Annotated in this window: 19 protein-coding genes and 4 pseudogenes; 15 read left to right on the top strand and 8 right to left on the bottom strand. The window is 62.2% G+C overall.

Annotated features, from left to right (window positions below; translation table 11 throughout):
• Positions 1-6: 6 nt before the first annotated feature.
• Together NVV93_RS11005 and NVV93_RS11000 are read right to left on the bottom strand one after the other, a co-directional pair.
• Positions 7-369 (bottom strand): DUF3703 domain-containing protein, encoded by a 363-nt coding sequence (locus NVV93_RS11005; RefSeq protein WP_258250699.1) that lies wholly within the window; start codon positions 367-369, stop codon positions 7-9.
• 16 nt (positions 370-385) lie between these two features.
• The gene (locus NVV93_RS11000; protein ID WP_258254339.1) at positions 386-2,668 is read right to left on the bottom strand and encodes a heavy metal translocating P-type ATPase; all 2,283 of its coding nucleotides are present in this window, start codon (positions 2,666-2,668) and stop codon (positions 386-388) included.
• A gap of 235 nt (positions 2,669-2,903) precedes the next feature.
• On the opposite strand from NVV93_RS11000, the gene cadR reads away from it, so the two are divergent.
• Complete coding sequence (gene cadR / locus NVV93_RS10995; RefSeq protein ID WP_258250698.1) at positions 2,904-3,356, top strand: Cd(II)/Pb(II)-responsive transcriptional regulator; 453 nt, start codon at positions 2,904-2,906, stop codon at positions 3,354-3,356.
• On the opposite strand, the gene NVV93_RS10990 is transcribed toward cadR, so the two are convergent.
• Positions 3,353-3,613 (bottom strand): hypothetical protein, encoded by a 261-nt coding sequence (locus NVV93_RS10990; RefSeq protein WP_258250697.1) that lies wholly within the window; start codon positions 3,611-3,613, stop codon positions 3,353-3,355. The genes cadR and NVV93_RS10990 overlap by 4 nt on opposite strands.
• Positions 3,614-3,718: 105 nt before the next feature.
• Here NVV93_RS10990 and NVV93_RS10985 point away from each other — a divergent pair, with 105 nt between their 5' ends.
• Positions 3,719-4,090 (top strand): hypothetical protein, encoded by a 372-nt coding sequence (locus NVV93_RS10985; RefSeq protein ID WP_258250696.1) that lies wholly within the window; start codon positions 3,719-3,721, stop codon positions 4,088-4,090.
• A gap of 11 nt (positions 4,091-4,101) precedes the next feature.
• Positions 4,102-4,323, top strand: a complete 222-nt coding sequence (locus NVV93_RS10980) for a YMGG-like glycine zipper-containing protein (protein WP_258250695.1) — start codon at positions 4,102-4,104, stop codon at positions 4,321-4,323.
• Between the two features lie 92 nt (positions 4,324-4,415).
• On the opposite strand, the pseudogene NVV93_RS10975 reads toward NVV93_RS10980, so the two are convergent.
• The 3 genes and pseudogenes from NVV93_RS10975 to NVV93_RS10965 form a co-directional block, all read right to left on the bottom strand.
• Positions 4,416-5,035, bottom strand: a pseudogene (locus NVV93_RS10975) (tyrosine-type recombinase/integrase).
• A gap of 231 nt (positions 5,036-5,266) precedes the next feature.
• Positions 5,267-6,690, bottom strand: a pseudogene (locus NVV93_RS10970) (IS1182 family transposase).
• A gap of 282 nt (positions 6,691-6,972) precedes the next feature.
• A complete protein-coding gene (locus NVV93_RS10965) occupies positions 6,973-7,890 on the bottom strand; it encodes an SDR family NAD(P)-dependent oxidoreductase (RefSeq protein ID WP_258250694.1) in 918 nt (305 codons plus the stop codon).
• 310 nt (positions 7,891-8,200) lie between these two features.
• Here NVV93_RS10965 and NVV93_RS10960 point away from each other — a divergent pair, with 310 nt between their 5' ends.
• The 5 genes from NVV93_RS10960 to NVV93_RS10940 all read left to right on the top strand — a co-directional run bounded on the left by NVV93_RS10960 (position 8,201) and on the right by NVV93_RS10940 (position 16,235).
• Positions 8,201-10,897 carry a LuxR C-terminal-related transcriptional regulator gene (locus NVV93_RS10960; protein WP_258250693.1) on the top strand — a complete coding sequence of 899 codons (2,697 nt, stop codon included), beginning with the start codon at positions 8,201-8,203 and terminating at the stop codon, positions 10,895-10,897.
• Between the two features lie 188 nt (positions 10,898-11,085).
• Entirely contained in the window at positions 11,086-11,931 is an 846-nt protein-coding gene (locus NVV93_RS10955; protein WP_258250692.1) for an enoyl-CoA hydratase/isomerase family protein, read from the top strand.
• A gap of 168 nt (positions 11,932-12,099) precedes the next feature.
• The gene (locus tag NVV93_RS10950; RefSeq protein ID WP_258250691.1) at positions 12,100-13,287 is read left to right on the top strand and encodes a lipid-transfer protein; all 1,188 of its coding nucleotides are present in this window, start codon (positions 12,100-12,102) and stop codon (positions 13,285-13,287) included.
• Positions 13,288-13,359: 72 nt separating this feature from the next.
• Positions 13,360-14,472, top strand: coding sequence for a CaiB/BaiF CoA-transferase family protein (locus NVV93_RS10945; protein WP_258254338.1), 1,113 nt, complete (start codon positions 13,360-13,362; stop codon positions 14,470-14,472).
• A gap of 83 nt (positions 14,473-14,555) precedes the next feature.
• Complete coding sequence (locus tag NVV93_RS10940; protein ID WP_258250690.1) at positions 14,556-16,235, top strand: AMP-binding protein; 1,680 nt, start codon at positions 14,556-14,558, stop codon at positions 16,233-16,235.
• Between the two features lie 73 nt (positions 16,236-16,308).
• On the opposite strand, the pseudogene NVV93_RS10935 reads toward NVV93_RS10940, so the two are convergent.
• Both NVV93_RS10935 and NVV93_RS10930 read right to left on the bottom strand, forming a co-directional pair.
• A pseudogene (locus NVV93_RS10935) lies at positions 16,309-16,820 on the bottom strand (transposase); the annotation flags it as partial.
• Between the two features lie 302 nt (positions 16,821-17,122).
• The gene (locus NVV93_RS10930; protein ID WP_258250509.1) at positions 17,123-17,608 is read right to left on the bottom strand and encodes an adenosine-specific kinase; all 486 of its coding nucleotides are present in this window, start codon (positions 17,606-17,608) and stop codon (positions 17,123-17,125) included.
• 434 nt (positions 17,609-18,042) lie between these two features.
• On the opposite strand from NVV93_RS10930, the gene NVV93_RS10925 reads away from it, so the two are divergent.
• From NVV93_RS10925 to NVV93_RS10895, 7 genes and pseudogenes are all read left to right on the top strand, one after another.
• Positions 18,043-18,711, top strand: coding sequence for an ABC transporter ATP-binding protein (locus NVV93_RS10925; protein ID WP_258250689.1), 669 nt, complete (start codon positions 18,043-18,045; stop codon positions 18,709-18,711).
• 1 nt (position 18,712) lies between these two features.
• A pseudogene (locus NVV93_RS10920) lies at positions 18,713-21,191 on the top strand (ABC transporter permease).
• Positions 21,181-22,257: a lipocalin-like domain-containing protein gene (locus NVV93_RS10915; RefSeq protein WP_258250688.1), complete on the top strand. Its 1,077-nt coding sequence runs from the start codon at positions 21,181-21,183 to the stop codon at positions 22,255-22,257. Before NVV93_RS10920 ends, NVV93_RS10915 begins: the two are co-directional and overlap by 11 nt.
• 1,249 nt (positions 22,258-23,506) lie before the next feature.
• On the top strand, positions 23,507-24,154 hold the full coding sequence (locus NVV93_RS10910; protein ID WP_258250687.1) for a recombinase family protein: 648 nt from the start codon (positions 23,507-23,509) through the stop codon (positions 24,152-24,154).
• 553 nt (positions 24,155-24,707) lie between these two features.
• Positions 24,708-24,926 (top strand): hypothetical protein, encoded by a 219-nt coding sequence (locus tag NVV93_RS10905; protein WP_258250686.1) that lies wholly within the window; start codon positions 24,708-24,710, stop codon positions 24,924-24,926.
• A gap of 27 nt (positions 24,927-24,953) precedes the next feature.
• On the top strand, positions 24,954-25,304 hold the full coding sequence (locus NVV93_RS10900) for a hypothetical protein (RefSeq protein WP_258250685.1): 351 nt from the start codon (positions 24,954-24,956) through the stop codon (positions 25,302-25,304).
• 13 nt (positions 25,305-25,317) lie between these two features.
• Positions 25,318-25,599, top strand: a complete 282-nt coding sequence (locus NVV93_RS10895; RefSeq protein WP_258250684.1) for a hypothetical protein — start codon at positions 25,318-25,320, stop codon at positions 25,597-25,599.
• Positions 25,600-25,669: the final 70 nt, after the last annotated feature.

The following is a 25,669-nucleotide window of genomic DNA, read 5'->3' as shown; positions in this document are numbered from 1 at the left end:
GCACAATCACCGACTGGATGGGTTTTGGTCGTCGTTTACAAGCAATTTCTGTAATTCTTCAGGAACCGGCATGGGCCTGAAAGCACTGATCTTGGAACGCCCTGTATTGCCGATAGGCACCCAAATTTTGGAGAACAGCAGGGCCGCGAAAATGCGGGGTATTTGCCCCGCGACCTCGCGATAATCGCCGATCTGCCAGCCGAGCGCGAGCATCAGCCAGTGTGACCTGGCATGCAGCAAGGGTTGGCGCTGGGTCAGGATGTGCGCGCGCTCTAGCCATCGAAAGGCATCTGCACTGCGTCTTTCCTGCATGGCGTGCTCGGCCTGTTGAAGGGCTTGTTCAATCGCAAGTTGCAGTGCTGCGTTCATCTCCAATCCTCCTGTCCTACTTTTTAAGAAGGCGCAGGCCGTTGAACACCACCAGTAGGCTTACGCCCATGTCTGCAAAGACGGCCATCCACATGGTGGCCTGACCCGTTAGGGTAATGGCGAGAAACAGGGCCTTGATCCCTAACGCCAGCACGATGTTCTGCTTGAGGATGGCTGCGGTTTGTTGGGATAGGCGGATGAAGGCCGGGATCTTGCGCAGGTCGTCGTCCATCAACGCTACATCCGCAGTTTCGATGGCGGTGTCCGTGCCGGCGGCGGCCATGGCGAAACCGATTTCAGACTTTGCCAGCGCCGGTGCATCGTTGATGCCATCGCCGACCATTCCGACGACATAGCCGCGCGCCTGCAATGCTTCAATGGCTTGCAACTTATCAACCGGGAGGAGGTTGCCGCGTGCCTCGTCGATACCTACCTGCTTTGCGATGGCTTCTGCGGTGTGCGGGTTATCGCCGGTCAACATCGTAGTCTTCACCCCGAGCGCGTGAAGCTCCTCAATTGCCTTGCAGCTGGAGTCTTTTACGGTATCGGCAACTGCGAACATGGCAATGGCACGCTGTGGACTGCACAGCACCACCACTGTTTTACCTTGGCGTTCAAGGCGTTCGAGTATCGCTTCCAGCTCTGGTGAGCAGAGGCCAAGCTCTTCCACCAGGCGGTGGTTACCCAGGTGGAAATCCATGCCTTCGATGGTGCCTCGTACACCTCGACCCAGTAGGGCTTCGAACCCCTCAACGGCGGCAAACGTCAGCCCATTCTCAGTGGCATGCTTGGCTATCGCTTGCGAAACCGGATGGTCAGACCGACTGGCGAGGCTGGCGGAATGTGCGCGGTAGAGTTCTGAGTCCTGCTCAACCAACGGCATGTAATCGGTCTGCACCGGCTTGCCGTGGGTAATGGTTCCGGTCTTGTCGAGTGCCAGGAAGCCAAGCTTGCCGCCGATTTCCAGGTAGACACCGCCTTTGATCAGGATGCCTTTGCGCGCAGCCGCAGCCAGGCCACTGACGATGGTGACGGGGGTCGAGATGACCAAGGCGCAAGGGCAGGCGACAACCAACAGTACCAAAGCGCGATAGATCCAGTCGTACCAGGGCTCGGCCATAAACAGCGGTGGCACTATGGCGACAGCCAGGGCGAATAGGAATACGACAGGGGTGTATACCTTGGCGAATTGATCGACAAAGCGTTGGGTCGGCGCGCGTGAGCCCTGCGCCTCTTCGACCGCGTGAATTATTCGGGCCAGGGTGGTGTTGGCAGCGGCGGCCACGACGCGGTATTCCAGCGAGCCGGCTTCATTGATGGTTCCAGCAAAAACCGGGGCGCCGATGGTTTTCTCTACGGGCAGGCTTTCCCCTGTGATGGGCGCTTGGTTGATGGTGGAGTTGCCGGAAGTTACCTCGCCATCGAGGCCGATTCGCTCGCCAGGTCGAACCCTGACCAACGCGCCTACGGCGATGGTTTTGACGTCAACTTCAAGCCACGAGCCGTCGGCCTGCTGCACCGTGGCGCGCTCCGGGGTCAGATCCATCAGGCCACGGATGGCGTTGCGAGCCCGATCCAGCGACTTCGCTTCGATCAGCTCGGCGACAGCAAAGAGGAACATGACCATGGCCGCTTCTGGCCATTGCCCAATCAGTACCGCACCGGTTACCGCGATGCTCATCAGCGCATTAATGTTCAGGTTTCGGTTCTTCAGGGCGATCCAACCCTTTTTATAGGTCGTCAGGCCGCACAGCAGAATGGCGAGCAGTGCCACGCCAGCCACAACCCATTCGGGAGCAAGCTCGGCGAAGTGCAACAATTCAGCCAATACGGCGGCTACGCCCGATAGTGCCAAAGGCCACCAGGTCTTCTTGCTAGGGGCCCCTTGCACTTCTTCGTTTGGTGTTCCTGAACCCTCAACCACCGGAGCGAAACCAAGGCCGCGAATAGCTGCCAGCGCTACTGGCAGTGCATCTGCTGTGTGACGAAGCGTCAGTACGCGCTGAAGCAGGTTGAATTCCAACTCACTGATGCCCGGTAGTGAGGACAGCTTGTCGCGAATCAGCTTTTCTTCCGTTGGGCAGTCCATCTGTTCAATATTGATGCGGGCTTGCCCGTCAGCAGATAGTGGTTCTGCTTGCATGCCCAGAGACGAGATCGCCGCTTCGATAGGCGAGGTCGAGGGCAAGCTGTGCCATACCCCAAGAATGCGATTGATCAGGTTGAAGTCGAGCTTATCTACGCCTGCGAGCTTGCTCAGTTTGTCCTGAATCAGCGTTTGTTCGGTAGGGCAGTCCATTTGCTCAATGCGAAAGCTGCTGAGCCTGGAGCCGGCTAGGACACTTCCCGTTGAGGCGGCTGTGGCGGAGCACTGAATCGTCTCGCTGGGGTCACAGCAGACATCCGTTGGAACCGCTTCAGATTTGTGTTCGTCACCGCAGCAGCCAGCCATGGGGGTATCCTCATTGATCAGTTATGCAGAGTGAACACCCTGAAGCCACTACAGGGTCAAGCGTTTGTCGAAGAGGTAATTCATGAGAATTGGAGAGCTGGCCAAGCTTGCCGATTGCCAGGTTGAAACGGTTCGCTACTACGAGCGTGAGGAGCTATTGCCGGCCCCGGCTCGCAGCGAGGGTAATTACCGCCTGTACAGCAGTGAACATCTTGAGAGGCTTACGTTTATTCGTAACTGCCGAACACTGGACATGACCCTGGACGAGATCAGAAGCTTGCTGGCGCTGATGGATCGGCCAGAGGAAAACTGTGAGGGTGTGAATAGCTTAGTGGATGAGCACATCGAGCATGTAAAAGAGCGCGTGACCAACCTGCTGGCACTGCAACAACAGTTGGTTGAGTTGCGACACCGCTGCGCCTTTGGGCGGGGTGTAGATGAGTGTGGAATCCTTCAGCGCCTGAACACGACTGGCGGTGTCAGTGTGCTTCCAGATGTTGGCCACACCCATGTTGGTAAAAGCCACCGCCATTAACAATGCACCACTGCCTGCAATGCTCGGTACGAGACACTGCGGGAGTGGTGCTGGCGCGCCTGTTTGCAGACCGCTAGCGCTTGTTTGTTTTGTTCGACTTCAGCTTTAACCAGCTCACGGGAGTGTTTTTCAATGACAGCTGCGGATTCATCCGGTTGCTGCCTTTCGCCACCGGCAGCTTTGGGTTGCGGACTCAACTGATCGACCCGGAAGTGACGGCCGGGAATGGTCTGAATGAAGGCTGCGGCGGTTTGCATCCCGCCACCTACACTTACTGAGTCATCGATACGGCCTCCCTGCCAGTGGTCGGGCATGGAGGCCGTGCCACGACGTGAGGTTCAGCCTGACGAGGAGAGGAGACGATGAAGACAGTTCGAATGGGCATGCTGGCATTGGCGCTGAGCGTGACCCTGGCGACGGCTTGGGGTGCTGACGAGGTGCCCATGATTACCGGCGAGCAATGGACGCAATCATCGCTGGAACTCAAGAAAGCCTATCTCATCGGTATCGCCAACGCGTTCCACGTGGAGGCGGCCTACCACGCAATCAAACCGCCGTCCGATGAGCAGAGCCTGATTCCCCGTTTCGGCAGGGGCCTGAAGGGCCACACGCTCGACACCGTGCGCGATGGGCTCGACCAGTGGTATGCCGCCAACCCCGACCGCGTGAACCGGCCGGTCATCGAGACCATCTGGTTCGAGATGGTCGTGCCCGGCTTGCAGCAGAACAAGTAGCGGAGATGAACATGAAAGGGTTCCTAGCGTTTGCCGCCGTCCTCGTCGCAGCGGGCCTGATCGGCTGCACCTCGATGAGTTCCCAGCAGCAGGGCACCTTGAGCGGTGCTGCTATTGGTGCCGCCGCTGGCGCCGGCATTGCTGCCATCGCTGGCGGTAGCGGCTGGACCGGCGCCGCGGTCGGTGCCGTCGCCGGTGGCGTGGTGGGCAATATCAGAGGCAGCAAGAAGTAGGACTGGAAAGGTGGCAGATTAATTTTGCCTACCCTGAACGCTCGCTTTTAGCCGGATAGCGACGGTCCGATTTCGGCCGTCGCCATGCAGGGTCAGACCTCGGTCTGTTCCGACATTTCCAAGGCGTCATCGACCTCAATTCCTAGGTATCGGACAGTGCTTTCAAGCTTTGTATGGCCGAGTAGGAGTTGTACCGCTCTCAGGTTCTTCGTCCTGCGGTAGATCAGGGATGCTTTCGTGCGGCGCATCGTGTGTGTGCCGTACATGGCCGGATCAAGGCCAATGACTCTCACCCAGGATTTGACGATCCGAGCGTATTGCCTGGTGGAGAGATGATCTGAACTATGCAACCGACTCGGAAAGAGGCACTCCTCGCTGCTGAGCTTGGCCTGATGTATCCAGGTTTCCAAGGCCACCCGAGTTTGCTCTGTGATCTCAAACTGCACCGGTCGCTGGGTTTTCTGCTGCATCACGATTGCTCGCGACGACACGTGCTCTCCATGCGATACATCTCGCACACGAAGCTTGGTTAAGTCACAGGCTCGCAGCTTACTATCGATGGCCAGATCGAAAATAGCCAGATCCCGGGTTCTCTCCGCAATTTGTAGCCTTACCCGGATTGCCCAAATATCTCTGAGCCGGAGCGGGGTTTCTGCCCGACCAGCTTTCCCTTGTTCCAGGGCTGATGGTTGTGGGTAGTAGTGATGTTCATGGCTTGTCCTCCACATGAGGGAGAACAAGGATGGTCGTTGGATGTGGTGGTCGCTATCGGCCCAGACCGTGTAAAAACGTAGCGAGTGATGGCAATTAACTGTCGGCGGATTTTCTCAGTGTTCAGGAGGCCGCCGGAGGCCCAATCAAGCGCAATCGATGATTCTGGTTGTTATGGTACTTTCGGCTTCGGCGCGCCTGCTGGAGGGCGGCAAGAGTCGTAAAACAGGCCTCAGGCCTTCATCGCCGCCATCAAGGCATCGCTACCCATCAAGCGCAGTATGCGTTTGAGATTGTAGGCGAGCACATGCAGGCTCATCTCGGTACTCACCCGGTCGAGCGTTCTGGTGAGGAAATGGGTGGCGCCCATCCAGGACTTCAGCGTGCCGAACGGGTGCTCGACCGTCTGACGGCGGATTCGCATCATCTCAGGAGCTTGATCCAGACGATTCTGCATCGCCTCGAGTACGGACTCATGCTCCCAGCGGCTCACTCGTCGCTCGGGGCTAGGCGTACAGTGCTCTTTCAACGCGCAACCTTGGCAATGCGAACTCCAGTAACGGTGCAGCTTCAGGCCTTTCTCGATGCTTGAGAAACGCCAGATCAGGCGTTGCCCAGCAGGGCATTGGTACTCGTTCTTTGCTGCGTCGTAGATGAAATCACCTTTGCCAAAGCGGCCAGCCGCTGTCGCTCCCGAGGTCAGCGTCTTGGGTACGAAAACAGTGATTCCAGCTTCATGGCAAGCCAGGATTTCTTCGCCTTTGAAATACCCCCTGTCTGCGACCGCCGAGAGTTCCTCGACGCCCATGGCTTCTCGGGCTTGCTTGGCCATTGAACTTAGTTGGTCTCGATCGACTCCGTCGTTCGTGACCTCATGCGTCACGATCAGGTGGTGCTTCGCGTCGACCGCCGCCTGCACGTTGTAGCCGACCATTCCGGTGCCACGCGTCTTCATTGAGCGGGCATCGGGATCGGTCAGGGAGATCTGTTTATCCGGTGTTTCGTTGAGCTGAACCTCGATTTCCTTGAGCTCCTGCATCTTGGCTTTCAAGGTCGCAATCTTGTCGTGAAGGCGCTCAGCTTTGACCTGCGCCACGGCAGGCTCCTGACGATCTGCGGTGTCCAGCGCCGTCAGGTAGCGGTTGACTCGATCTCAGCCATTCGCCGTTGAAGCTTGGCGCTGGTGAAATTGCGGTCGCGATTGTTGACCGCCTTGAACTTGCTGCCATCGATGGCCACCAGCGCTTCAGAGAACAGACCAAGCTGCTGGCACAGCACCACGAACTGCCGACAGACGCCGCGGATTGCCTTGCCGTTATCCTTGCGAAAATTGGCGATGGTCTTGAAGTCCGGCATCAGACGTCCGGTCAGCCACATCAATTCGACATTGCGCTGCGCCTCTCGCTCCAGCCGGCGACTGGATTGGATGCGATTGAGATAGCCGTAGATGTAGATCTTCAGGAGATCGGCAGGATGGTAAGCAGGTCTGCCAGTTTCCGCCGGGACGACACCGTCGAAACCAAGCGGGCCGAGGTCGAGTTCATCGACGAAAACATCGACCACCCGTACCGGGTTGGTGTCCGCTACGTAGTCATCCAGGCTCTCGGGGAGCAGCACGCTTTGGCCTCGATGCTCTCCCTGGATAAAACGCTTCATCGGCATCCTCCGCTGATTTGAATCCATCAAATCACAGCAAGGTCGGTGCCAACGTTTTTACACAGTCTGGGCCAGAGGCGGACATCCCTCACCGGCAGTTCATGGCGGGCTCACGCACAATGCTTTCTATGACCATGCTTGCACAGGTGCGGTCGAATTCAAGCCGTCGCTATCCGGCCAGCCACGGTTATCAACAGCCCATAATTTCAGAAGCAATCAAGGCGGCTGCCACCGCGGCAACAGTTGGCGTCACTTAGTAGCAGCCCTGAACCGGAATATGTCTCAGTTGTTGCCGGCCTGAATGCCTTTGAGCGCGGTCTCGACGAACATGCCTACCTGCTGGCCAGCGTCGGTGCGTGGCGCCGCGCTGTTCCAGTCGGTGATTCGCGCCAGATGTTCTTCCACGTCTTCCGGAGTCGGCTCGGTGCTGAGGAATACCGGTGCGGTCTCTTCCATACGGGCACCGGAGAATACGCCGGCGCCGGCGCTCAGCAGCAGCTTGGTGGGAGCATGTTCACTGACCAGGAACAGTGCCGCCGGCGTGGCGAGTTCGGGGCCAGTGATTTTCAGAAGATCCGCGGGCAGCACGTCTTGGGTCATGCGAGTGGCGGCCATTGGTGCCAGGGTGTTGACGTGCACGTTGTTCTTGCGGCCTTCGACGGCCAGCATATTCATTAGGCCCACCAGGCCCATCTTGGCCGCACCATAGTTGGCCTGGCCGAAGTTGCCGAACAGGCCGGCGGCCGATGTGGTCATCAGGATGCGGCCGTAGTTCTGCTCTTTCATCAGGTCCCAGACAGCCTTCGAGCAATACATTGCCCCCATCAGATGGACGTTGATCACCGCGTGGATGTCGTCCAGTTCCAGCTTAGCGAAGGACTTGTCGCGCAGGATGCCGGCGTTGTTGATCAGGATGTCGACGCGGCCGAAGGCCTCGACGGCCTGCCTGACCATAGCCTGAACCTGTTCGTAGTCGGCAACGTTGGCGCCGTTGGCGATGGCGGTGCCGCCGGCCTGACGGATTTCCTCGACCACCGCTAGTGCGGCCTCGGAAGAGCTGCCGATGCCGTCACGGCTGCCACCGAAATCGTTGATTACCACCTTGGCACCGCGCTTGGCGAGTTCCAGGGCGTGGATGCGGCCCAGGCCGTTGCCGGAGCCGGTGACGATGGCGACGCGGTCATCGAAGCGAATGGTCATGTCTTGTTCCTCAGGTTTTTAGTGTGGCGAATGGCTGAGCGCCTGTTGCGGGCGTCCGTGCCCTGCTCGTCGATGCGTTGTCCAGCTCAGGCTGCGGCGCTGCAGTAGTCCACCTGGAACTTACCGGATGCCGACGCGGTTGCTCCCTATCTTTTCGGCCGTTGCGCGGCTCCGCTGGCTGGTGGAGGATGGGGCAGGAGTCAGTAAAGCGTGTTGCCGACCGCTGGCAGAAGTTGTCGCCGGTGCTGCACGATGTCGGACTGGCCGACGGGCGAGAAAGAGCGAAATAACTAGGATGCAAGCGTCTCCGATGAACTCCGACGATCTGCTGATCGTGACCAAGTTTTCTCCGCCGCGGCTGAACGCCCGGCATATCCCGCGCACTCAGCTGTTGGAGCGGCTGAACGAGGTGCGCCAGGGCAAGCTCACGCTGATCTCCGGCGCTGCCGGCTTCGGCAAGACCCTGTTGCTTGCGCAGTGGCGCCAGATGTTGCTCAAGGAGGGGCTCGACGTGGTCTGGCTATCGCTCAGCCAGGAGGATCGCGACTACCCCGGATTCAGCGCCTACTTGGTGGCGGCCTTGCAGCGCCTGGGCATCGCGGTGGAGAGCGGCCTGGTCGACGGCGAACCCAGCGAGTACTCGCTCAACATCCTGGTCGCGGCGGTCACGCGCCTGGCTGAGCAGGCCATGCGCGAGCTGTATTTGCTGATCGACGATTACCAGAATGTCGAGTCCCCGCTGGCGCACCGCCTGTTGCAGAAACTGCTGGACCACGGCCCAGCCAACCTGCACCTGGTCGTCGCCTCGCGTAGCGCGCTGCCATTGAGCCTCGGCCGGCTGCGCATGCAAGGGCAGGCGGCGGAGATCAACTTTGCCGAACTGCCGTTCGACGTGGCCGAGACGCGGGTGTTCTTCGAGCGCAACCTGGCGGGCCTGGAGCTGAGCGCCGACGAGGAACAGCAGATTCACACGCTCACCGGCGGCTGGCCGGCCAGTCTGCAGCCGATTGCCACCGCGCTGCGTATTCGCCCGGCGTCGCGGACCCGGCTGCGCGAAGTGCTGAAATCGAGTGATCTGCACGCGTACCTGGAAGAGGATGTGCTCGCCTGCCTGGCGCCGGAGCTGATCCAGCTGCTGGAACAGCTGTCGCCCTTTCGCCGCTTCAACGCTGATCTGACCGCATTCGTGACGGGCAACGATCAGGCCGCGGAGCTGATACGGCGGGCCGAGCTGGAAAACCTGCTGATCTATCGGGTGGACTCGGCGGACAATCTGCCCTGGTACCGCCTGCATCCGCTGTTCAGTGAGTTCCTCGCGAAGCGCCTGGCCAAGCGCGAAGCGGCGGCGGTGGACGCGCTACACCGGCGCGCCAGCCAATGGTTTGCCGAGCGCGAGCTGTTGGTCGAGGCGTTGCGTCACGCCAACCTGTGCCACGACCTGGATTTCGCCGTCGCCGCCATGGAACGCGTCGGCAACGCGCAATGGAGCATGGCCTATATCAGCCCGATGCTGACCCTGCTCGAACTGTTGCCTCAGGAGACCCTGTTCGCCCATCCTCGGCTGTTCATCCTCGGCTGCCTAACCTATGCCTTCACCGCCCGCCCGGAGCAGGCCGCCCGCTGGATGGAACAGATCCGCCGCACCGAGGCGGCGCGCATTCCGGCGTTGTCCTCAAGTTTTGCCCTGGTCGACGCCACCGTCGCCCTGCAACGCGACAACCCGCGGCGGGTCATCAGCCTGCTGGAACCGTCGTTGCAGGCGGTGCTGGCCAACCGCCCGCTGCGTTACATCAGTCTGACGACGCTGGCCTGTGCCTACCTGTTGGTGGGCCGAGTGGCGGATGTGCAGCGGCTGCACGTGGAATACCCCATCGCCGGCGAGGACCACGCGAGCGACATGGCCCTGGTCTATGAGAGCACCCTGATTCTGGCCAAGATGCGCAATGGCGACGTCGACGAGGTGACGCGGCTGGGAGCGGCTCTGCTTGCGCGTGCCGAAGCGGGCTACGGGCGGGGCTCGGTTGCGGCCAACGTGTGCGCCGGCCCGCTGTGTACTGCGTACTACGAACTGGACCGTATCGACGATGCCCTGGCGGTGCTGGTCAACCGCGGTAGCATCCTGCAGGCGGCCATGCCCGACGTGATGATCCTCGCCTCGCTGTGCCGCGCCCGCATCGCCGCGCTGCGCGAGCCCCCCCAGGTGCTGCTGAACTTCCTCGAATCCCAGGCGGCGCACTTTCAGCAACTGGGCCTGGACCGGCTGCAGGCGCTCATGCTGGCCGAGCAGGTCAAGGCCTGGCTGGCCCAAAGCAAGATCCGCCACGCCGCCGAACGCCTGGAGCGGCTGGAAGGGCTGGTCGAGCGCTTTCGCGGCGATTGCCAGGATGAAGTCGTGATCATCCTCGCCTTGGCCCGTGCCCGATTGGCCCTGGCGCAGCACGAACCGGCGCGTGCGCTCGAATCCTTGGCCCTGGTCGGCCGCTTCGCTGAGCGTTATGGGCGGCGCCAGACCCACGTCCAGGCGCGTCTCCTCGCGGCGCTCGCCCATACCGACCTGGGCCAGGAGGACTCGGCCATGGCGTGCCTACGCGAGGCAGTGGACGACGCCGTACAGTGCGGCTTGCGCCGTACCCTGCTGGACGAAGGCCCACGTCTGGCCGGCCTGCTGCAGCGCTTAAGCGAGACACAGACGCTGGATGAGCGCTGCCATCGTTACCTCACCGAAATGTGGCGCAGCGATGCGCCGGCCGGGCCAGCCGCGGAAACCGCGGAAACGCCGCCGCTCAACCGCCTGCTCGCCGGCGGCCACCCGGTCAGCCTGACGCCACGCGAGATGGAGGTGCTGCGGCTGATGGCCGAGACAATGTCCAACAAGCGCATTGCCCTCACGCTCAATCTCACTCTGGGAACGGTGAAATGGAATGTGAATAACATCCTCACCAAGCTGGGCGTGCCCAGCCGCTACGCCGCCGTGTCCATGGCGCGCCAGCAGGGGCTGCTTCGTTGAAGTAGTGCTGGCCTGCAAGGCCCCGCTCCGACCTCCCCGCCGACCAAACGCCCGATGTGCCGCATCGGGCGTTTTGTGTTGTGGCTGCTGCGCCCCGCCCTTGGCCAGCGGCACCATGTCCTCGCCCACTACCTACCCCTACCCTGAAGATAGGCGTGTCCCGTCCACCCTCCTCGCATGCTGCAGCCATGGAGAGCCCGCTGGGCTTCCGCCGCGTAACTGGAGAGAGAAGCGCAATGAACGACGCAGTGTTGTTTGAAAAGGTCGGCAAGACCGCGGTCATCACCCTGAACCGACCGCAGAAGAAGAACGCCCTCGATCAGGCAATCTGCCAGGCGCTGCCGGAGGTGCTGCGCGCCGCGCGCACCGACCGCACGGTGCGTTCGGTGGTGCTGACTGGCGCAGGTGGGGCGTTCTGCTCCGGTTTCGATCTGGACGGATCGGTGAGTAGTGACGAACCCGTCTTCGCAGGGCGCGAAGCCGTGCTGGATTTTCACCGCTGGCTCCGTGAGCTGCAGGAGCTGGAGAAGCCGGTGATCGCTGCGGTGGATGGTGCAGCAGCGGGCGCCGGCTTCTCCCTCGCGCTGATGGCGGATTTCGTCTTCGTCACTCCTAAAGCCCGGTTGCAATCGAGCTTTCTCTGCCTGGGCCTGGTACCGGATCTATCGCTGCTCCACTGGCTGCCACGCCTGATTGGTCTGTCGCGTGCCAAGGAAATCCTGTTCTCGGCCCGCCCTGTCGGCGCGGAGGAGGCGCTTGAGCTGGGCCTAGCCCAGGTGCAGGTGCCAGCCGAACAATTGGTTGAACGGGCGCTGGAGTATGCCCGGCAGTTCGATGATGCGCCGCTGCAGGCCCTTGGCCTGGTGAAGACCCTGCTGAACCGCAGCTTCGAAAGTGACCGCGAAACCATGACCCAGTTCGAGGCGATGGCGCAGTCGCTCTGCGTAGGCAGCCGCTACAACAGCGAGGCGGTGAGACGTTTCCGGGACAAGGAAGGGCTGCTGTACCGCGGCACGGCGCGATTCATGTCCTGAGTCCGCCTGGCTTGGAGTGGTGTTGGCGGATGTCGCCATGGCCGCCGTTTTCTATCTAGGTCCTGAGGGGCGGCAGCTCCCGCAACGTGAATATTCCTGAAGCTCGAAACGGCTTTCCGTGGCTGCTATGGCACCTCGGCTGGGATGAGTGATTTTGAGGAGAAGCAAATGAGTCAAAAAATCGTGGTCGCCGGTGTCGGCATGATTCCATTCACCAAGCCCGGCCAGAGCGAAACCTATCCGGTGATGGGCGAGCAGGCGGTGCGCATCGCCCTGGCTGACGCCGGGGTCGGCTACGAGTCGATCCAGCAGGCTTACGCCAGCTATGTCTTCGGCGATTCCACCTCCGGTCAGCGCGTGCTCTACAACGTCGGCATGACTGGCATCCCGGTGATCAACGTCAACAACAACTGCGCCAGCGGCTCGACCGCGCTGTTCCTGGCCAACCAGGCGATCGCCAGCGGCATGGTCGACATCGTGCTGGCCTTCGGCTTCGAACAGATGGTCCCCGGTGCGATTCCCAGCGCCTTCGCCGACCGTCCCAGCCCGCTGGAGCTGTTCCTCGATCAGTGCGACAAAGGCGTTGCCGGTGCGGCAGAAATCCCCGCCGCTCTGCGCATCTTCGGCTGTGCCGGGATCGAGCACATGAAGCGCTTCGGCACCCCGCTGGAGACCTTCGCCAAGATCCGCGCCAAGGCCAGCCGCCATGCGGCGAACAACCCCAAGGCAGTATTCCGCAAGATCGTCACCGTCGAAGACGTGCTCGCCGAGCAGATGATGTGGCCGGGCGTGATGACCCGCTCGATGGCCTGCCCGCCGACCTGTGGTGCCGGCGCTGTGGTGCTGTGCAGCGAGTCCTACGCGAAGAAACACGGCCTCGACCGCAGCGTGTCCATTGCTGGTCAGGCACTGACCACTGACGGCGCGGAAACCTTCACCTCCGGCGACATGCGTGATCTCGCTGGTTACTCCATGTCCCGCGCGGCGGCCAACAAAGTCTACGAGATGGCTGGCGTGGGCGCTGCGGATGTCGATGTCGTGGAGCTGCACGACTGCTTCGCACAGAACGAGCTGCTCACCTACGAATCGCTAGGCCTGTGCCCAGAAGGCGGCGCGCAGAAGTTTGTCGACGACGGCGACAACACCTACGGCGGTAAATTTGTGGTCAACCCTTCCGGCGGCCTGCTCTGCAAGGGCCACCCGATCGGCGCCACCGGCCTCGCACAGTGCACCGAGCTGGTCCTGCAGTTGCGCGGCCAGGCCGAGCAGCGTCAGGTCGAGGGTGCGCGCATCGCCTTGCAGCACAACATCGGTATCGGTGGTGCGGCCGTGGTCACCATGTACCGCAAAGACTGACGGGAGCCCGCCATGGACTTTCAACCCGATGCCGGCCTCGAGGCGTTCCAACAGGAAGGGAGAGTAGATTTCATGACGCAAGATCGCAGCGGTCCTCTGGCTGGACTGAGAATTCTGGAAATCGCGGGACTCGGGCCAGCGCCGTTCTGCGGCATGTTGCTCGCAGACCTAGGAGCGGATGTCGTGCTGGTGGATCGGCTAGAGACGGGGCCGGAAGATGTCGACTTCGGCAAGCATGCGGTCTTCAACCGCGGCAAGCGCTCGATAGCAGTCGATCTCAAGAGCCAGGAAGGCATCGACACCGTGCTGCAGCTGGCGCAAAGCTGCGACGCCCTGATCGAAGGCATGCGTCCCGGTGTGATGGAGCGCCTGGGGCTCGGGCCAGAAGTGTGCCTGGCGCGCAATCCGAGACTGATTTATGGCCGCATGACCGGCTGGGGCCAGAGCGGGCCGTTGGCCCAGGCCGCGGGGCATGATCTGAACTACGTCGCTCTCTCCGGCGCCCTGTGGTGGTCCGGCCAGCCCGGTGAGACGCCGATTGTCCCGCCGAGCCTGGTGGGCGATGTCGGTGGGGGTGCGCTCTATCTGACGATAGGCGTACTCGCTGGCATCATGAACGCGCGCACCACCGGACAAGGGCAGGTGGTGGATGCCGCCATCGTCGATGGCAGCGCCCACATGCTGAACCTGCTGCTCAGTCTGAAATCGGCGGGCCAGATGAGCAATGAGCGTGGCAAGAGCATTCTGGATGGGCCGCAGTGGTACCGCACGTACAGGTGTTCCGACGGCCAGTTCATTTCCGTAGGCGCGGTGGAGCCACGCTTCTACAGGCTGTTGCTGGAGAAGCTTGGGCTGAACGATGATCCGGACTACGTGCAAAGCGCCGATCCGGCCCACTGGCCGCGCCTGCATGACGGCTTCGCTGCCCTGTTCGCGACAAGGACACGTGACGAGTGGTGTGCGCTGCTGGAAGGTTCCGACGCCTGCTTTGCGCCGGTGCTCAATGTCGACGAGGCGGCGGCGCATCCGCATATGCGGGAGCGGGGCATCTACAGTCGGGTTGACGGCGTCCTGCAGGCCGGCCCGGCACCACGCTTCTCAGTCACCTCGACCGCTTCGCCCGGCGCCATACCGGCTCGCGGCCAGGACACAAAGAGGGTATTGCACGATTGGTGCGGCGCATGAATCGGGGCAGCCGTATTGGCGGCTGACAAGCATGATTGGTCCTAGAGCGTGACGACTTGAAATAGCCTGGAAGGGAACATTGCATGAACAACAATAATTCGACGACTTTGCTCCATCGCTTCCTGCACTGGGAAGAAACCCGGCCCGATGCCATCTACCTGACCCAGCCTGTGCCCGGTGGCGTTGCCGACTACAGCTGGCGCGAGGTCGGTGACCAGGCGCGTCGGATGGCGACCTACCTGAATTCGCTGGCGCTGCCTGCCGGCAGCACCATCGCGATCATTGGCAAGAATAGCGCGCACTGGATCATCGCCGACCTGGCGATCTGGATGGCCGGTCATGTCTCCGTCCCGCTGTATCCGACGATGAGTGAGGACGCCCTGCGCTACGTCATCGAGCATGCCAGCGTCCGGCTGCTGTTCCTCGGCAGGATGGAGGCCGGCAGCAACATCCACGACATGCTTCCGGCGGGTATGCCGGTCATAGCCTTGCCCTTGGCGCCGGCAGGCAACTATGCGCAATGGGACGATCTGATCGCAGTCCACCCGCCGCTGCAAGACGTTCACCTGCCGGAACCCAGCGAGCTGGCCACCATCATCTATACCTCCGGCACCACTGGTAAGCCGAAAGGGGTGATGCATAGCTTCGGTGTCATGCATACCTACGCCACCCTCGCCGGTGGCGATTTCTGCAACTTGATGCCCGGGGAGCGCATGCTCTCCTATCTGCCCCTGGCGCATGCAGCAGAACGATCCTCAGTGGAATCCAATTCCCTATGCCATGGGGTCCAGATTTTCTTCAACGACAGTCTTGAAACCTTTACCCAGGATCTGGCGCGGGCGCGGCCGTCGATCTTCATCTCCATGCCGAGGCTCTGGACCAAGTTCTACCAAGCGACTTGCGCCCGGCTGACGGCCGAACAGCAGACGCTGCTCTTCAGCCAGTGCGAGGCCGGCGCTGCCCTCCGGAAGCAGGTGCTGGTCATGCTGGGGCTGGACCAGACGCGCATCGCCTTTACCGGTTCGGCGCCACTGCCGCCGGAGATCGTCAGTTGGTACCGCAACCTGGGGCTCGAGCTGCTGGATGTCTACGGCATGTCTGAGAACTTCTGCTACTCCCATTACAGCCGCCCCGGACAGGTGCGCGTGGGTTATGTGGGCCAGGCGCTACCGGGGGTTCGCTGCCGCATCTCGGAAGAAGGTGAGATCCTGGTCGCCTGCCCGACGCAGATGATGGGTTATTACAAGCAGCCGGAACTGACCGCCCAAAGCATGACGGCAGACGGCTACTTCAAAACTGGCGACCGCGGCGTTCTGGACGAGGAGGAACGGCTGAGAATCACCGGTCGGGTGAAGGAACTGTTCAAGACCAGCAAGGGTAAGTACGTGGCACCCGTGCCTATCGAAAACCGCTTCGGTCACAAGGCAATTGAGGCGATCTGCGTCACCGGCCCGTCTCAGCCACAGCCCTTTGCACTGCTCATGCTTTCACCAGAAGGACGCAGCGCCCTCGCCGATTCGCAACGCCGCAATGAATGGGTGGCTGAACTGGAGGAATTGCTGGGCAGCGTCAACAGCAGCCTGGAGGCGCATGAACGGCTGAGTTATATGGTCGTAGTGAAGGATACCTGGAGCATCGAAAACGGCTTCCTCACCCCGACACTGAAGATCAAGCGTGATGTCATCGAAAGCCGCTACCTGGCCAATGCCGAAGCCTGGCTCGGTTCGGGGCAAACGATCATTTTCGAAAACGATCTGGCCTAGCCCATGTAATCAGCAGGGTCGGGTCTGGGAAAGATACTGGTTCTTGCGTCTCGAAGCCCCGCATATGCGGGGCTTCGTGTGACACCTGAGAGCTCGCATCATCTGGAAATTCGCGCTTTAACCATCCAGCAATTTGCTCCGGCGACCACTGCAATTGGAGCTTGCTTGCTACGATCTGCGCCGCTGTTGGGTTCTTTGCCAGTTTACAGATCTTGGGACGACATGCTCTGCCCCAGGTAGCTTGCTCGGCCTGACTTGCCCGATAGCTTCCCAGACCGCCATTGCGCTTAATCTCGCGGCTGATGGTAGAAGGTGCTCGCCCGAGTAGTGATGCCACCGAACGGATCGATTTTCCGGCCACCACCGCACGTGAAATCTCTTCGCGCTCAGCCAAAGTCAACGCCAATCTTGAGCGATGGCGCGCAGGAGGCTGGATACCCCCGGTCTCCGCCAAAATGCGTTGTATTGATGAGTGATTACGGTCGAACAACTGCGCGATCTGCTGGAGAGAATCTCCCTTTCGCCAATGCTCCCACATCAGCGCTTTTGGGTTTCGGTGTAATAGATCCGAGGGCTTTGCTTCATTTGCAACACTCCTCTTGCTTACACAGAATCTAGTGTGTTGCATCCACCGGTTGAATCCACAGCCGATTTCCGACATTCGCGACAGGCAGCTATGGGTCGTTTTGAGCCGCTCGGCTGACCCGCGTAAGTGGTCAACCCGTTGCCAATGCGTGGTCATATCGAATGCATATGACTGGTCAGCGGCAAGGCCAACCGCCGGTCAAGTGAGGCGCAATTTCGCACGTGTTGATGAGCTTGAGTCTTCGGCCTCATCAACGGGGGGGATTGAGGCTTTTTCACCCCGCCCCAAGGCCGGGCTGCAGTCACAGCTTGTAGCCGATCTGCCGCAACAAATTCTTGCGCCAGAGGATGTCGTCGTCGCCTTCGATGTCGTTGACCCGCAAGCCATCCACCACGCCGAGTATGCCGCGGCCCTGTTCCGTCTCGGCGACAATCACTTCGGTGGGATTGGCGGTGGCACAGAAAACCCGGCAGACCTCCGGGACCATCTTGATGGCGTTCAACAGGTTCAGCGGGTAGAAGCCGTCGCCGAGGAAAATGATGAAGCTATGGCCGGCGGCAATGGCTTGGGCATTCTTCTGGGCCAGTTCGATCATCGCGGCATCGGTGCCAGACCAGCGCACCAGGCATTTGCCCGAGGCTTCGCAAAAGGCCAGGCCAAACTTGATGCCTGGCACGGCACCGACCAAGGCTTCGTGGATGTCCTCGACGGACTTGATGAAGTGCGTCTGACCCAAAATGAAGTTCGTGGCTTCCGGCTTGTCGATTTTCACGGTGATGAGTTGCATCGCAAACCTCCCTTTTCCGATCGGGTTTAACGGCGCGCAAATCATGCGGGAGCCCTAGCCACGCCCCGCGTTGCCGAGCATCCGGCCCTGGTGGTCCCGGGCGGCACAATCGGTTGCGCCGGCGAATTAAGCATAGCCATGCCTTGGTCATGACCCGGTTCAACTGTTGCCGGGCGGATGGGCGGCCAGCCGATCTTGCAGCGGTCCGTGCCGTATGGACGGGCAGGGAAATCGCTGCGGCTGATCCCGACTAGTCTCAGCTAAAGGCACCTTGGCTGGAGCGCGATTACTGAGAACCTGCCCCGGATCTGCCGCGCAGATCGGAAAAGGGTTCCCGGCAGCGCCGGGCTCTCCCCGGTCCAGTCGTGCCGCGGGGCGTTCTTGGCTGTTTGCCACAGCCATCGCCGGCACAGCCTCGATAGGGCCGCACACCGATGCTGAAGATCCAGGGCCTATGCAAAAGCTACCCGACTCCCCAGGGGCCGCTGGCGGTGCTGCGGGGCATCGACCTCGAGCTGGAGGAGGGCGGCAGCCTGGCGTTGATGGGCGAATCCGGCAGCGGCAAGAGCACCTTGCTGCACCTGGTGGCCGGCCTCGACCGCTTCGATGCCGGCAGCATCTGGGTGGCCGGGCGCTCGCTGGCCGCGCTCGATGAAAGCCAGTTGGCGGCCTGGCGGTGCAGCGGGATCGGTCTGATCTTCCAGCAGTTCAACCTGATTGCCAGCTTGCGGGTCGAGGACAACCTGGCCTTCCAGGCTCGTCTGGCCGGCCGCCATGACCCGCACTGGCAGGCGCAGCTGGTCCAGCGGCTCGGCCTTGGCCAGCTGCTCAAGCGCTATCCCGAACAACTCTCCTGCGGGCAGCAGCAACGGGTGGCCTTGGGCCGAGCGCTGGCCGCCAGACCGCCGTTGTTGCTGGCCGACGAGCCTACCGGCAGCCTGGATGAGGCGACCTGTGACGAGGTGCTGGAGCTGCTGCTGCAACTGCTCGAAGGCAGTACCACCAGCCTGCTGATGGTGACCCATAGCCCGCGCATGGCGGCGCGCCTGCAGCGGCGCGTGAGCTTGCAGGGCGGCCGCCTATTGGCGCGAGGCGAGGCCTGACATGCGGATTTTCTACTGGACGCTGAGTGGTCTGTTCAGCCATTGGCGCCGGCATCCCGTGCAGTTCTTCAGTGTGCTGACCGGTCTGTGGCTGGCCACCAGCCTATGGACGGGTGTGCAGGCGCTGAACAGCCAGGCCCGGGAAAGCTATGCGCGGGCCAGCCAACTGCTGGCCGGCGCTGACCAATACGCGCTCAGTGCCCGCAACGGCGGGCTGTTTGCGCAGCAGTACTTCATCGAACTGCGACGTGCCGGCTGGCCGGTATCGCCAGTCCTGCAGGGCCGCTTGCGCCTGCGGGGGCAGGCCGAACAGCGCCTGCAGCTGATCGGCATCGAACCCCTGACCTTGCCGGCCGACACCTCGCTGGCCGGGCAAGCTATCGAGCGCCTGGACCTGGCCGCCTTTCTTGGCCAGCCCGGGCGCACCTGGATTGCCCCCGACACCCTCGCGGCCCTCGGCCTGGCAGCCGGGGCGCAACCGCTGACCGAGGCCGGGCAAGCCTTGCCGCCGCTGGAGCTGCGGCCGCAGTTGGCGCCGGGCGTGCTGCTGGTGGATATCGGCGTCGCCCAACGCCTGCTCGATGCACCACAGCAGCTGTCCCGGTTGCTGCTGGCCGGCGATTTCGCCCGCAGTAATCCGCGCCTGCCGCCGCAACTGGCCGAGCAACTGGTGCTGAACCGTCGCAGCGAAGCGGCCGATCTGGGCCGGCTCACCGACAGCTTCCACCTCAATCTCACCGCCCTCGGTTTGCTGGCCTTTGTCGTCGGGCTGTTCATCGTGCATGCCGCCATCGGCCTGGCGCTGGAGCAGCGCCGCGCGCTGTTGCGCACCCTGCGGGCCTGCGGGGTGAGCGTCCGCACCCTGCTGGGCGCCCTTGCCCTGGAACTCTGCGGCCTGGCCTTGCTCGGCGGCCTGGCTGGCGTGCTCAGTGGTTACTGGCTGGCCAGCCTGCTGTTGCCGGATGTGGTGGCCAGCTTGCGTGGCCTGTATGGCGCCGAGGTCGCCGGGCAGCTCAGCCTCAGCCCGCAGTGGTGGCTCGGCGGGCTGGCCATGAGCCTGCTCGGCGCCTTGCTCGCCGGCGCCGGCAGCCTGCTCAGGGCCGCGCGCTTGCCGCTGCTGGCCTTGGCTCAGCCCGAGGCGTGGCAGCAGGCCCAGGCGCTCTGGTTGCGCCGCCAGGCCCTGCTGGCGGCGGCGCTCGGTGTGCTGGCGCTGGTCGCGCTGCTGGGCGGCAACAGCCTGATCGCCGGCTTCGTCCTGCTCGCCGCTTTGCTGCTGGCGGCGGCCCTGAGTTTGCCGCTATGCCTGAACCTGCTGCTGGAGGGCCTGCTGCCGCGCTGCCGCTCGCCGCTGGCGCAGTGGTTCGTCGCCGACAGTCGCCAGCAGCTGCCGGGTCTGGCGCTGGCGCTGATGGCCCTGCTGCTGGCGCTGGCGGCGAATATCGGCGTCGGCAGCATGACCGAGGGCTTTCGCCAGACCTTTGCCGGCTGGCTCGATCAGCGCCTGGCCGCCGAGCTGTACCTCACCCCGCAGGATCCGCAACAAGCCCTGGCCATCGGCGCCTGGTTGGCCCGCCAGCCACAGGTCAGCGCGGTACTGCCGAGCTGGCGGGTCGAGCTGCAGCTGCAGGGCTGGCCGGCGCAGCTCAGCGGCATACTCGATCACCCGGCCTACCGTGCCCACTGGCCACTGCTAAGCGCCAGCCCCGATGCCTGGGAGCAACTGGCCCGGCAACAGGCGCTGATGCTAAGCGAGCAGCTGGCGCGACGCTTGAACCTGCAGCTGGGCGAGAGCCTGAGCCTGCCAACCCCTAAAGGCGAATGGCGGCTGGTAGTCGCCGGCATCTATGCCGACTACGGCAATCCGAAAGGGCATCTGCTGGTCAATGCCTCGGGCTTGCAACAGCACTGGCCGGGGTTGAGCCCGAGCAGCTACAGCCTGCACCTGCCTGCCGCCGAGGTCCCCGAGCTGATGCAGGCCCTGCAGCAGACCTTTGCCCTGGGCAGCGACCGGATCATCGATCAGAGCGAACTCAAGGCCTGGTCGACCCGCATATTCGAACGCACCTTTGCCGCCACCGCCGCGCTCAACAGCCTGACCCTGGGAGTGGCCGGCGTGGCGCTGTTCATCAACCTGCTGACCCTCGGCCAGGCGCGCCTGAGCCAACTGGCACCGCTCTGGGCGCTGGGGGTGAGTCGAGCGCAGCTGGCCTGGCTCAGCCTCGGCCAGACCCTGCTGCTGGCGCTGATCACCCTGCTGCTGGCGGTGCCGCTGGGGCTGGTGCTGGCCTGGTGCCTGGTCGCGGTGATCAACGTGCAGGCCTTTGGCTGGCGCCTGCCGCTGCATGTGTTTCCCTGGCAGCTCCTGCAACTGCTGGCCATGGCCGTGCTCGCCACTCTACTGGCCGCCGCCTGGCCGCTGTGGAAGCTCGGGCGGACCACCCCCGGCCGAGTTGCTGAGGACCTTCGCCGATGAACGCTAGCCTGCGCCTGGTGCTCCTCGCGGGCTTGCTGCTCGGCGCCTGCGATGCCGAACCGCCGCCTGCCGAGGGTTTTGCCGGGCTCGGCAGCGCCGCGGCGAACTTTGCCCAGGTGACCCCGGGCCGGGCCTTCAGCTTCCCGGCCGATCACGGCGCGCACCCGGATTACCGCATCGAATGGTGGTATGTGACGGCCAATCTGGAGGATGAGCAGGGCCGTGCCTGGGGCGTGCAGTGGACGCTGTTCCGCAGTGCCTTGCAGCCCGGCTCCACGAGTGAGGGTTGGAGCAACCAGAACCTGTGGATGGGCCATGCCGGGCTGACCGGCCCGCATGGCCATCGCTCCGCGGAAACCTTCGCCCGCGGCGGCATCGGCCAGGTCGGCGTCGACGCCTCGCCCTTCAAGGCCTGGATCGACGATTGGCAGTTCAGCAGCCGCAAGCCGGCGAACGCGGGGCTGGGCGAGCTGGATCTGCACGCCAAGGGCGGCGCCTTCAGCTATCGCCTGCGCCTGCTCAGCAGCCGCCCGCCGGTGCTGCACGGCGAGCAGGGCTTCAGCCAGAAGTCCGGCCAAGGGCAGGCGTCCTACTACTACAGTCAGCCGTTCTTCCAGGCCCAGGGCACCATCCAGTTGCAAGGCCGCTCGTACCGAGTAAAGGGCCCGGCCTGGCTAGACCGTGAGTGGACCAGCCAGTACCTGGCGCCCGACCAGAGCGGGTGGGACTGGTTCTCCCTGCATCTGGATACGGGCGAGAAGCTCATGCTGTTCCAGCTGCGCCATGCCGACGGCGCACACTACCGCGCCGGCACCTGGATCAGTGCCAGCGGCCAGCCCCGCGCGCTGGCTAGCCAGGACATCGTCATGACCCCCTTGCAGTACAGCCGGGTCGCCGGCCGTCGGCTACCGACCCGCTGGTCGCTGCGCATCGCCAGCCAGGGTTTCGCCATCAGCAGCACGCCGGTGCAGGAGAATGCCTGGATGGATACCCGCTTCCCTTACTGGGAGGGGCCCATCCGTTTCAGTGGCAGCCATCAGGGCGTGGGCTACCTGGAGCTGACGGGGTATTGAGGCAATGTTCTTCAGCAGGAAGCGGGCGATCGCCACGAAAAAGGGGACTGCTTTATTTTCTGCTCTTCAACAGCCTGCCTCGGTACGAGACGAAACCGTACCTCCCCGCCGGACTCTCTTGCTCCCGTACTCGCCACCTATATTCAAAACACCGTGGGCGGACGTGCTGGACGTTCCGTTGGAGATGGGGCTGGCAAAGCTGCAAAAGCCCAGCAGCTGGCTAGGAGGAAGACAGCAGGCCATCGAGGTCTGCGGAGCAAGCAAACCCGTATGAGCAGTGTGAAGGGCTCGGTTGAAACCTATCTGTCATCGGTGTCTCTGCGGACGGGAAGGTAAAGTCCCCACTTTGCGTGACTACGCTTCAGCTTTCTTTCCTAAGCCCAAACCCACCGTCACCACGCCTACTCCGAGTAGGCCGTGAACGGCAGCAATGGGTCGGTTTTTGTCCTTCAGTGCTTGTCTGATGCTCTCCTGAGTAGCGCCCGCTGACACCCATCTACTGCAAACAGCTAGTCAGCGTAAATACAAATGGCTGGCCAGTTGGTGTGCAAACGGGTGGTCAGGTAAGTGCGATCACACAAAGTGATCGTGTGCCTTTTGGGATTAGGTTGAGCGCATCGATATAGATGTGCCTTGGCTCTTGGTTGTATTGGTCATCGGTATTTTTTTCCGATAACTGGGGCAGTTTCAGGGATTTGTACAATGTACCGATGGGATTTAAGTGTGGGTGAGGGTGGTGATAGGGTCTGTGTACCGCTTTCGGACAGATGATCGGGTAAAAGTCGTGGCCGGGGTGCTTGGTTGGCACGCTCACTGCCGCGGCAAGCACATATAGCGTTGGCTCAAAACCAGTGTGGCGCGATCAGTATTGTACCGTTATTGGTTGTCTTAATATCTATATAGGCCTGCCTGCATATCGAAATGGCTGTTAGTGTTATTTGTCGGTCCTCTCATGGAGGAGGGCATGCCCTAGGGAGAGTGCGCGACGCCGTATCCTCAATTAGTGGGGTTGGCGACTGGGGTGATCGCTCTTTTCAGAGCCTATGGGCCGAGACCCGGGTTACCCAGAATGGGCCAAAGCCCTCCAGCGCGACAAGAAACGCTAGGCGTCAATGCCGTTGGTCGCGTCTTTTGAGCATCCCTCAAGCTGCCCGCCCCAGCGCCCTCGATAAGTGTGCCTTTTTCTAGTGATTCGTCACTTAAAACGGTACGTTGTATATCGGCACCTTAAAACAGCCCAGGAGGCAACATGACCCCAAAACCCCGCTTTGTCCGGGCGTACCTGCGCGCGTCCACTGTGGAGCAGGACGTGGATCGAGCACGGCAGATGCTCGTCGATTTCGCCCAGGAGCACGGCCAGCACATCGCGGCCTTCTACCTGGAGAACGAGAGCGGCACCAAACTCCACCGACCGGAACTGTTCCGCCTGCTGAGGGACGCCCAGCCCGGCGACATTCTCTTGTGCGAGCAGGTCGACCGGCTGAGCAGGTTGGAGGCCGCCGATTGGCTCCAACTGCGCAGCATCATCGCCGCCAAAGAGCTGCACATCGTCGCCCTCGACTTGCCGACCTCGCACCAGTTTCTGGCCGAGGCGCAGGGCGACAGCTTCACGGGGCGGATGTTGTCGGCGATCAACAGCATGTTGCTGGACATGCTCGCCGCCGTGGCGCGCAAGGACTACGAGGACAGGCGGCGGCGCACCCTGCAGGGGATCGCCAAGGCGCAGGCGCAAGGCAAGTACAAGGGCCGACCCATCAACGGCGAGCTGCACGACAAGATCAAGGCCTGTCTGCGTCGCGGCATGCCGATCCGGGAAACCGCCGCGATGCTCGACTGCGCCAAGTCGACGGTGCAGCGGGTCAAGCAGGACCTTGAACGCGACAACTGCCCGGCCTAGAGCTGGCAGGAAGCACCCCTCCCATCTTTGAACGGGTCGTTTGGCCGGTGTGCAGGTACGCCGCCGGCAGGCCCGGGTCGTTGTTTGCTCGATTTCTCGGTTATCTCTCTTCTATCTAATAATATTTTTTAACAATCAAAATATTATTACTAAGGGGGGTCATAAAACGGAAAACGAGGGTTGCCGAAAAAACCTCGGGCGAAAAAGAACCAAAAAAACAGATGAACAGATAAATAGCTTGACTGTTTCTCTATTTTGTGGGCGATTTTTCGCGGCAAAGTCCGACCCCAAAAATCAACTTCCCCAGTAAAATCAACGACTTACTTAAAAGTCCGAGGTCTACGCCATTTGCCGATCCCACGCGCTACGCGCTACCCCTCGGCCCGCCACCCACCCACTCGAACCGATAGCAATCCCGTAAGGAAAAAATACCCACGCGCTACCCCGTCACGGTCGGTGGTTTAGCCAATTCCAGTAATCACCCCCCAAATTTCGATACTTGCCCGGTATTCCGGGCAAAACCCACCAAAACCCAGCTAAGAAGGCAATGGCCATGACCACCACCCCCAAGGGCCTGTCCCAGGAAGCCATCCTGCACATCCGCACCACCCTTGCCCGCTACTACCGGGGCGAGATCGACGACGCCCAGGCCGCGCAGGCCTTGGGCCAGTTGCACAAGGACGCGCTCGCCGAATTCATCTTCCAACTGTTCGCCCGTGGCCTGCTGACGCGCGGCGCGCTCGACATCGACGATGACGGCCAGGTGATCTGAGCCATCCCTCGAATAGGAGCACCGACCATGCGCCAAGGCACCCCCTCCCAGCGTTTCGGCCAGCGTGGCCTGCACATCCTCCACCTCGGTGGCGGCACCACCACCCCGCTGCTGCTGCACCTGTACGGCGCCGACGACCAGCTGCTGGCCAGCCTCAGCGAGGAACGCGGCGAATGCCTCGATCCGGGCCACGTCGACTTCTTCCTGGGGCCGAACTGCCGCCCGGCGCGCTACGCCCGCCAGCTGGTGGAGACCCTGCCCGACGGTCGCACGGCCGTGGTGCCCGGCGACCCGGCCGCCCTGAGCAAGAACCCCACGGCCTGGCTGGCGTTCCTCGACGCCTGGATCAGCCGCCACGAACCCCCCACCCCCAGCTAAGAAGGAGTCCGCCATGGGCCTCGATTGCTTCATCCACGTCACCCGCCACTCGGGCCTGCCGGCCGACCAGTTCAACTGCGAGCCCCTGTACCTCACCGAGGCCCTCGTCGAAGAGTTGGAAGCCGACTGGCTGGCGGGCCGCCTCACGCCCACCGACGGCTTCTTCTTCGGCAGCGCCAACAGCCGCGACGAGATCAACGAGGCCCTGGTCCTGCTGCTCGATGCCCACGAGCACGGCGGGCTATGGCTAACTCGCCAACGGGCCGCTGTTGGCCGCCTTCAAGGCTGTCGCTGAGGCCCTCTAACCCACCCCACGTAAGAAGGAGGCGATCATGGAGCTGCCCCCCAATCTGATCTCGCTCAGC

The sequence above is a fragment of the Pseudomonas sp. LS44 genome (assembly GCF_024730785.1).
GTDB lineage: Bacteria > Pseudomonadota > Gammaproteobacteria > Pseudomonadales > Pseudomonadaceae > Aquipseudomonas.
Note: the sequence above shows the minus strand (reverse complement) of the source record. Positions and strands in the feature narration are given on the sequence as shown.

Excerpts from the sequence above, each read along its gene's own strand:
- cadR (WP_258250698.1), top strand. The coding sequence starts at position 2,904 with ATGAGAATTGGAGAGCTGGCCAAGCTTGCCGATTGCCAGGTTGAAACG.
- NVV93_RS10925 (WP_258250689.1), top strand. The coding sequence starts at position 18,043 with ATGCTGAAGATCCAGGGCCTATGCAAAAGCTACCCGACTCCCCAGGGG.
- NVV93_RS10915 (WP_258250688.1), top strand. The coding sequence starts at position 21,181 with ATGAACGCTAGCCTGCGCCTGGTGCTCCTCGCGGGCTTGCTGCTCGGC.
- NVV93_RS10980 (WP_258250695.1), top strand. The coding sequence starts at position 4,102 with ATGAAAGGGTTCCTAGCGTTTGCCGCCGTCCTCGTCGCAGCGGGCCTG.
- NVV93_RS11005 (WP_258250699.1), bottom strand. The coding sequence starts at position 369 with ATGAACGCAGCACTGCAACTTGCGATTGAACAAGCCCTTCAACAGGCC.
- NVV93_RS10900 (WP_258250685.1), top strand. The coding sequence starts at position 24,954 with ATGCGCCAAGGCACCCCCTCCCAGCGTTTCGGCCAGCGTGGCCTGCAC.
- NVV93_RS10905 (WP_258250686.1), top strand. The coding sequence starts at position 24,708 with ATGACCACCACCCCCAAGGGCCTGTCCCAGGAAGCCATCCTGCACATC.
- NVV93_RS10990 (WP_258250697.1), bottom strand. The coding sequence starts at position 3,613 with ATGCAAACCGCCGCAGCCTTCATTCAGACCATTCCCGGCCGTCACTTC.
- NVV93_RS10945 (WP_258254338.1), top strand. The coding sequence starts at position 13,360 with ATGACGCAAGATCGCAGCGGTCCTCTGGCTGGACTGAGAATTCTGGAA.
- NVV93_RS10965 (WP_258250694.1), bottom strand. The coding sequence starts at position 7,890 with ATGACCATTCGCTTCGATGACCGCGTCGCCATCGTCACCGGCTCCGGC.
- NVV93_RS10895 (WP_258250684.1), top strand. The coding sequence starts at position 25,318 with ATGGGCCTCGATTGCTTCATCCACGTCACCCGCCACTCGGGCCTGCCG.
- NVV93_RS10930 (WP_258250509.1), bottom strand. The coding sequence starts at position 17,608 with ATGCAACTCATCACCGTGAAAATCGACAAGCCGGAAGCCACGAACTTC.
- NVV93_RS11000 (WP_258254339.1), bottom strand. The coding sequence starts at position 2,668 with ATGGACTGCCCTACCGAACAAACGCTGATTCAGGACAAACTGAGCAAG.
- NVV93_RS10960 (WP_258250693.1), top strand. The coding sequence starts at position 8,201 with ATGAACTCCGACGATCTGCTGATCGTGACCAAGTTTTCTCCGCCGCGG.
- NVV93_RS10910 (WP_258250687.1), top strand. The coding sequence starts at position 23,507 with ATGACCCCAAAACCCCGCTTTGTCCGGGCGTACCTGCGCGCGTCCACT.
- NVV93_RS10985 (WP_258250696.1), top strand. The coding sequence starts at position 3,719 with ATGAAGACAGTTCGAATGGGCATGCTGGCATTGGCGCTGAGCGTGACC.
- NVV93_RS10955 (WP_258250692.1), top strand. The coding sequence starts at position 11,086 with ATGGAGAGCCCGCTGGGCTTCCGCCGCGTAACTGGAGAGAGAAGCGCA.
- NVV93_RS10940 (WP_258250690.1), top strand. The coding sequence starts at position 14,556 with ATGAACAACAATAATTCGACGACTTTGCTCCATCGCTTCCTGCACTGG.
- NVV93_RS10950 (WP_258250691.1), top strand. The coding sequence starts at position 12,100 with ATGAGTCAAAAAATCGTGGTCGCCGGTGTCGGCATGATTCCATTCACC.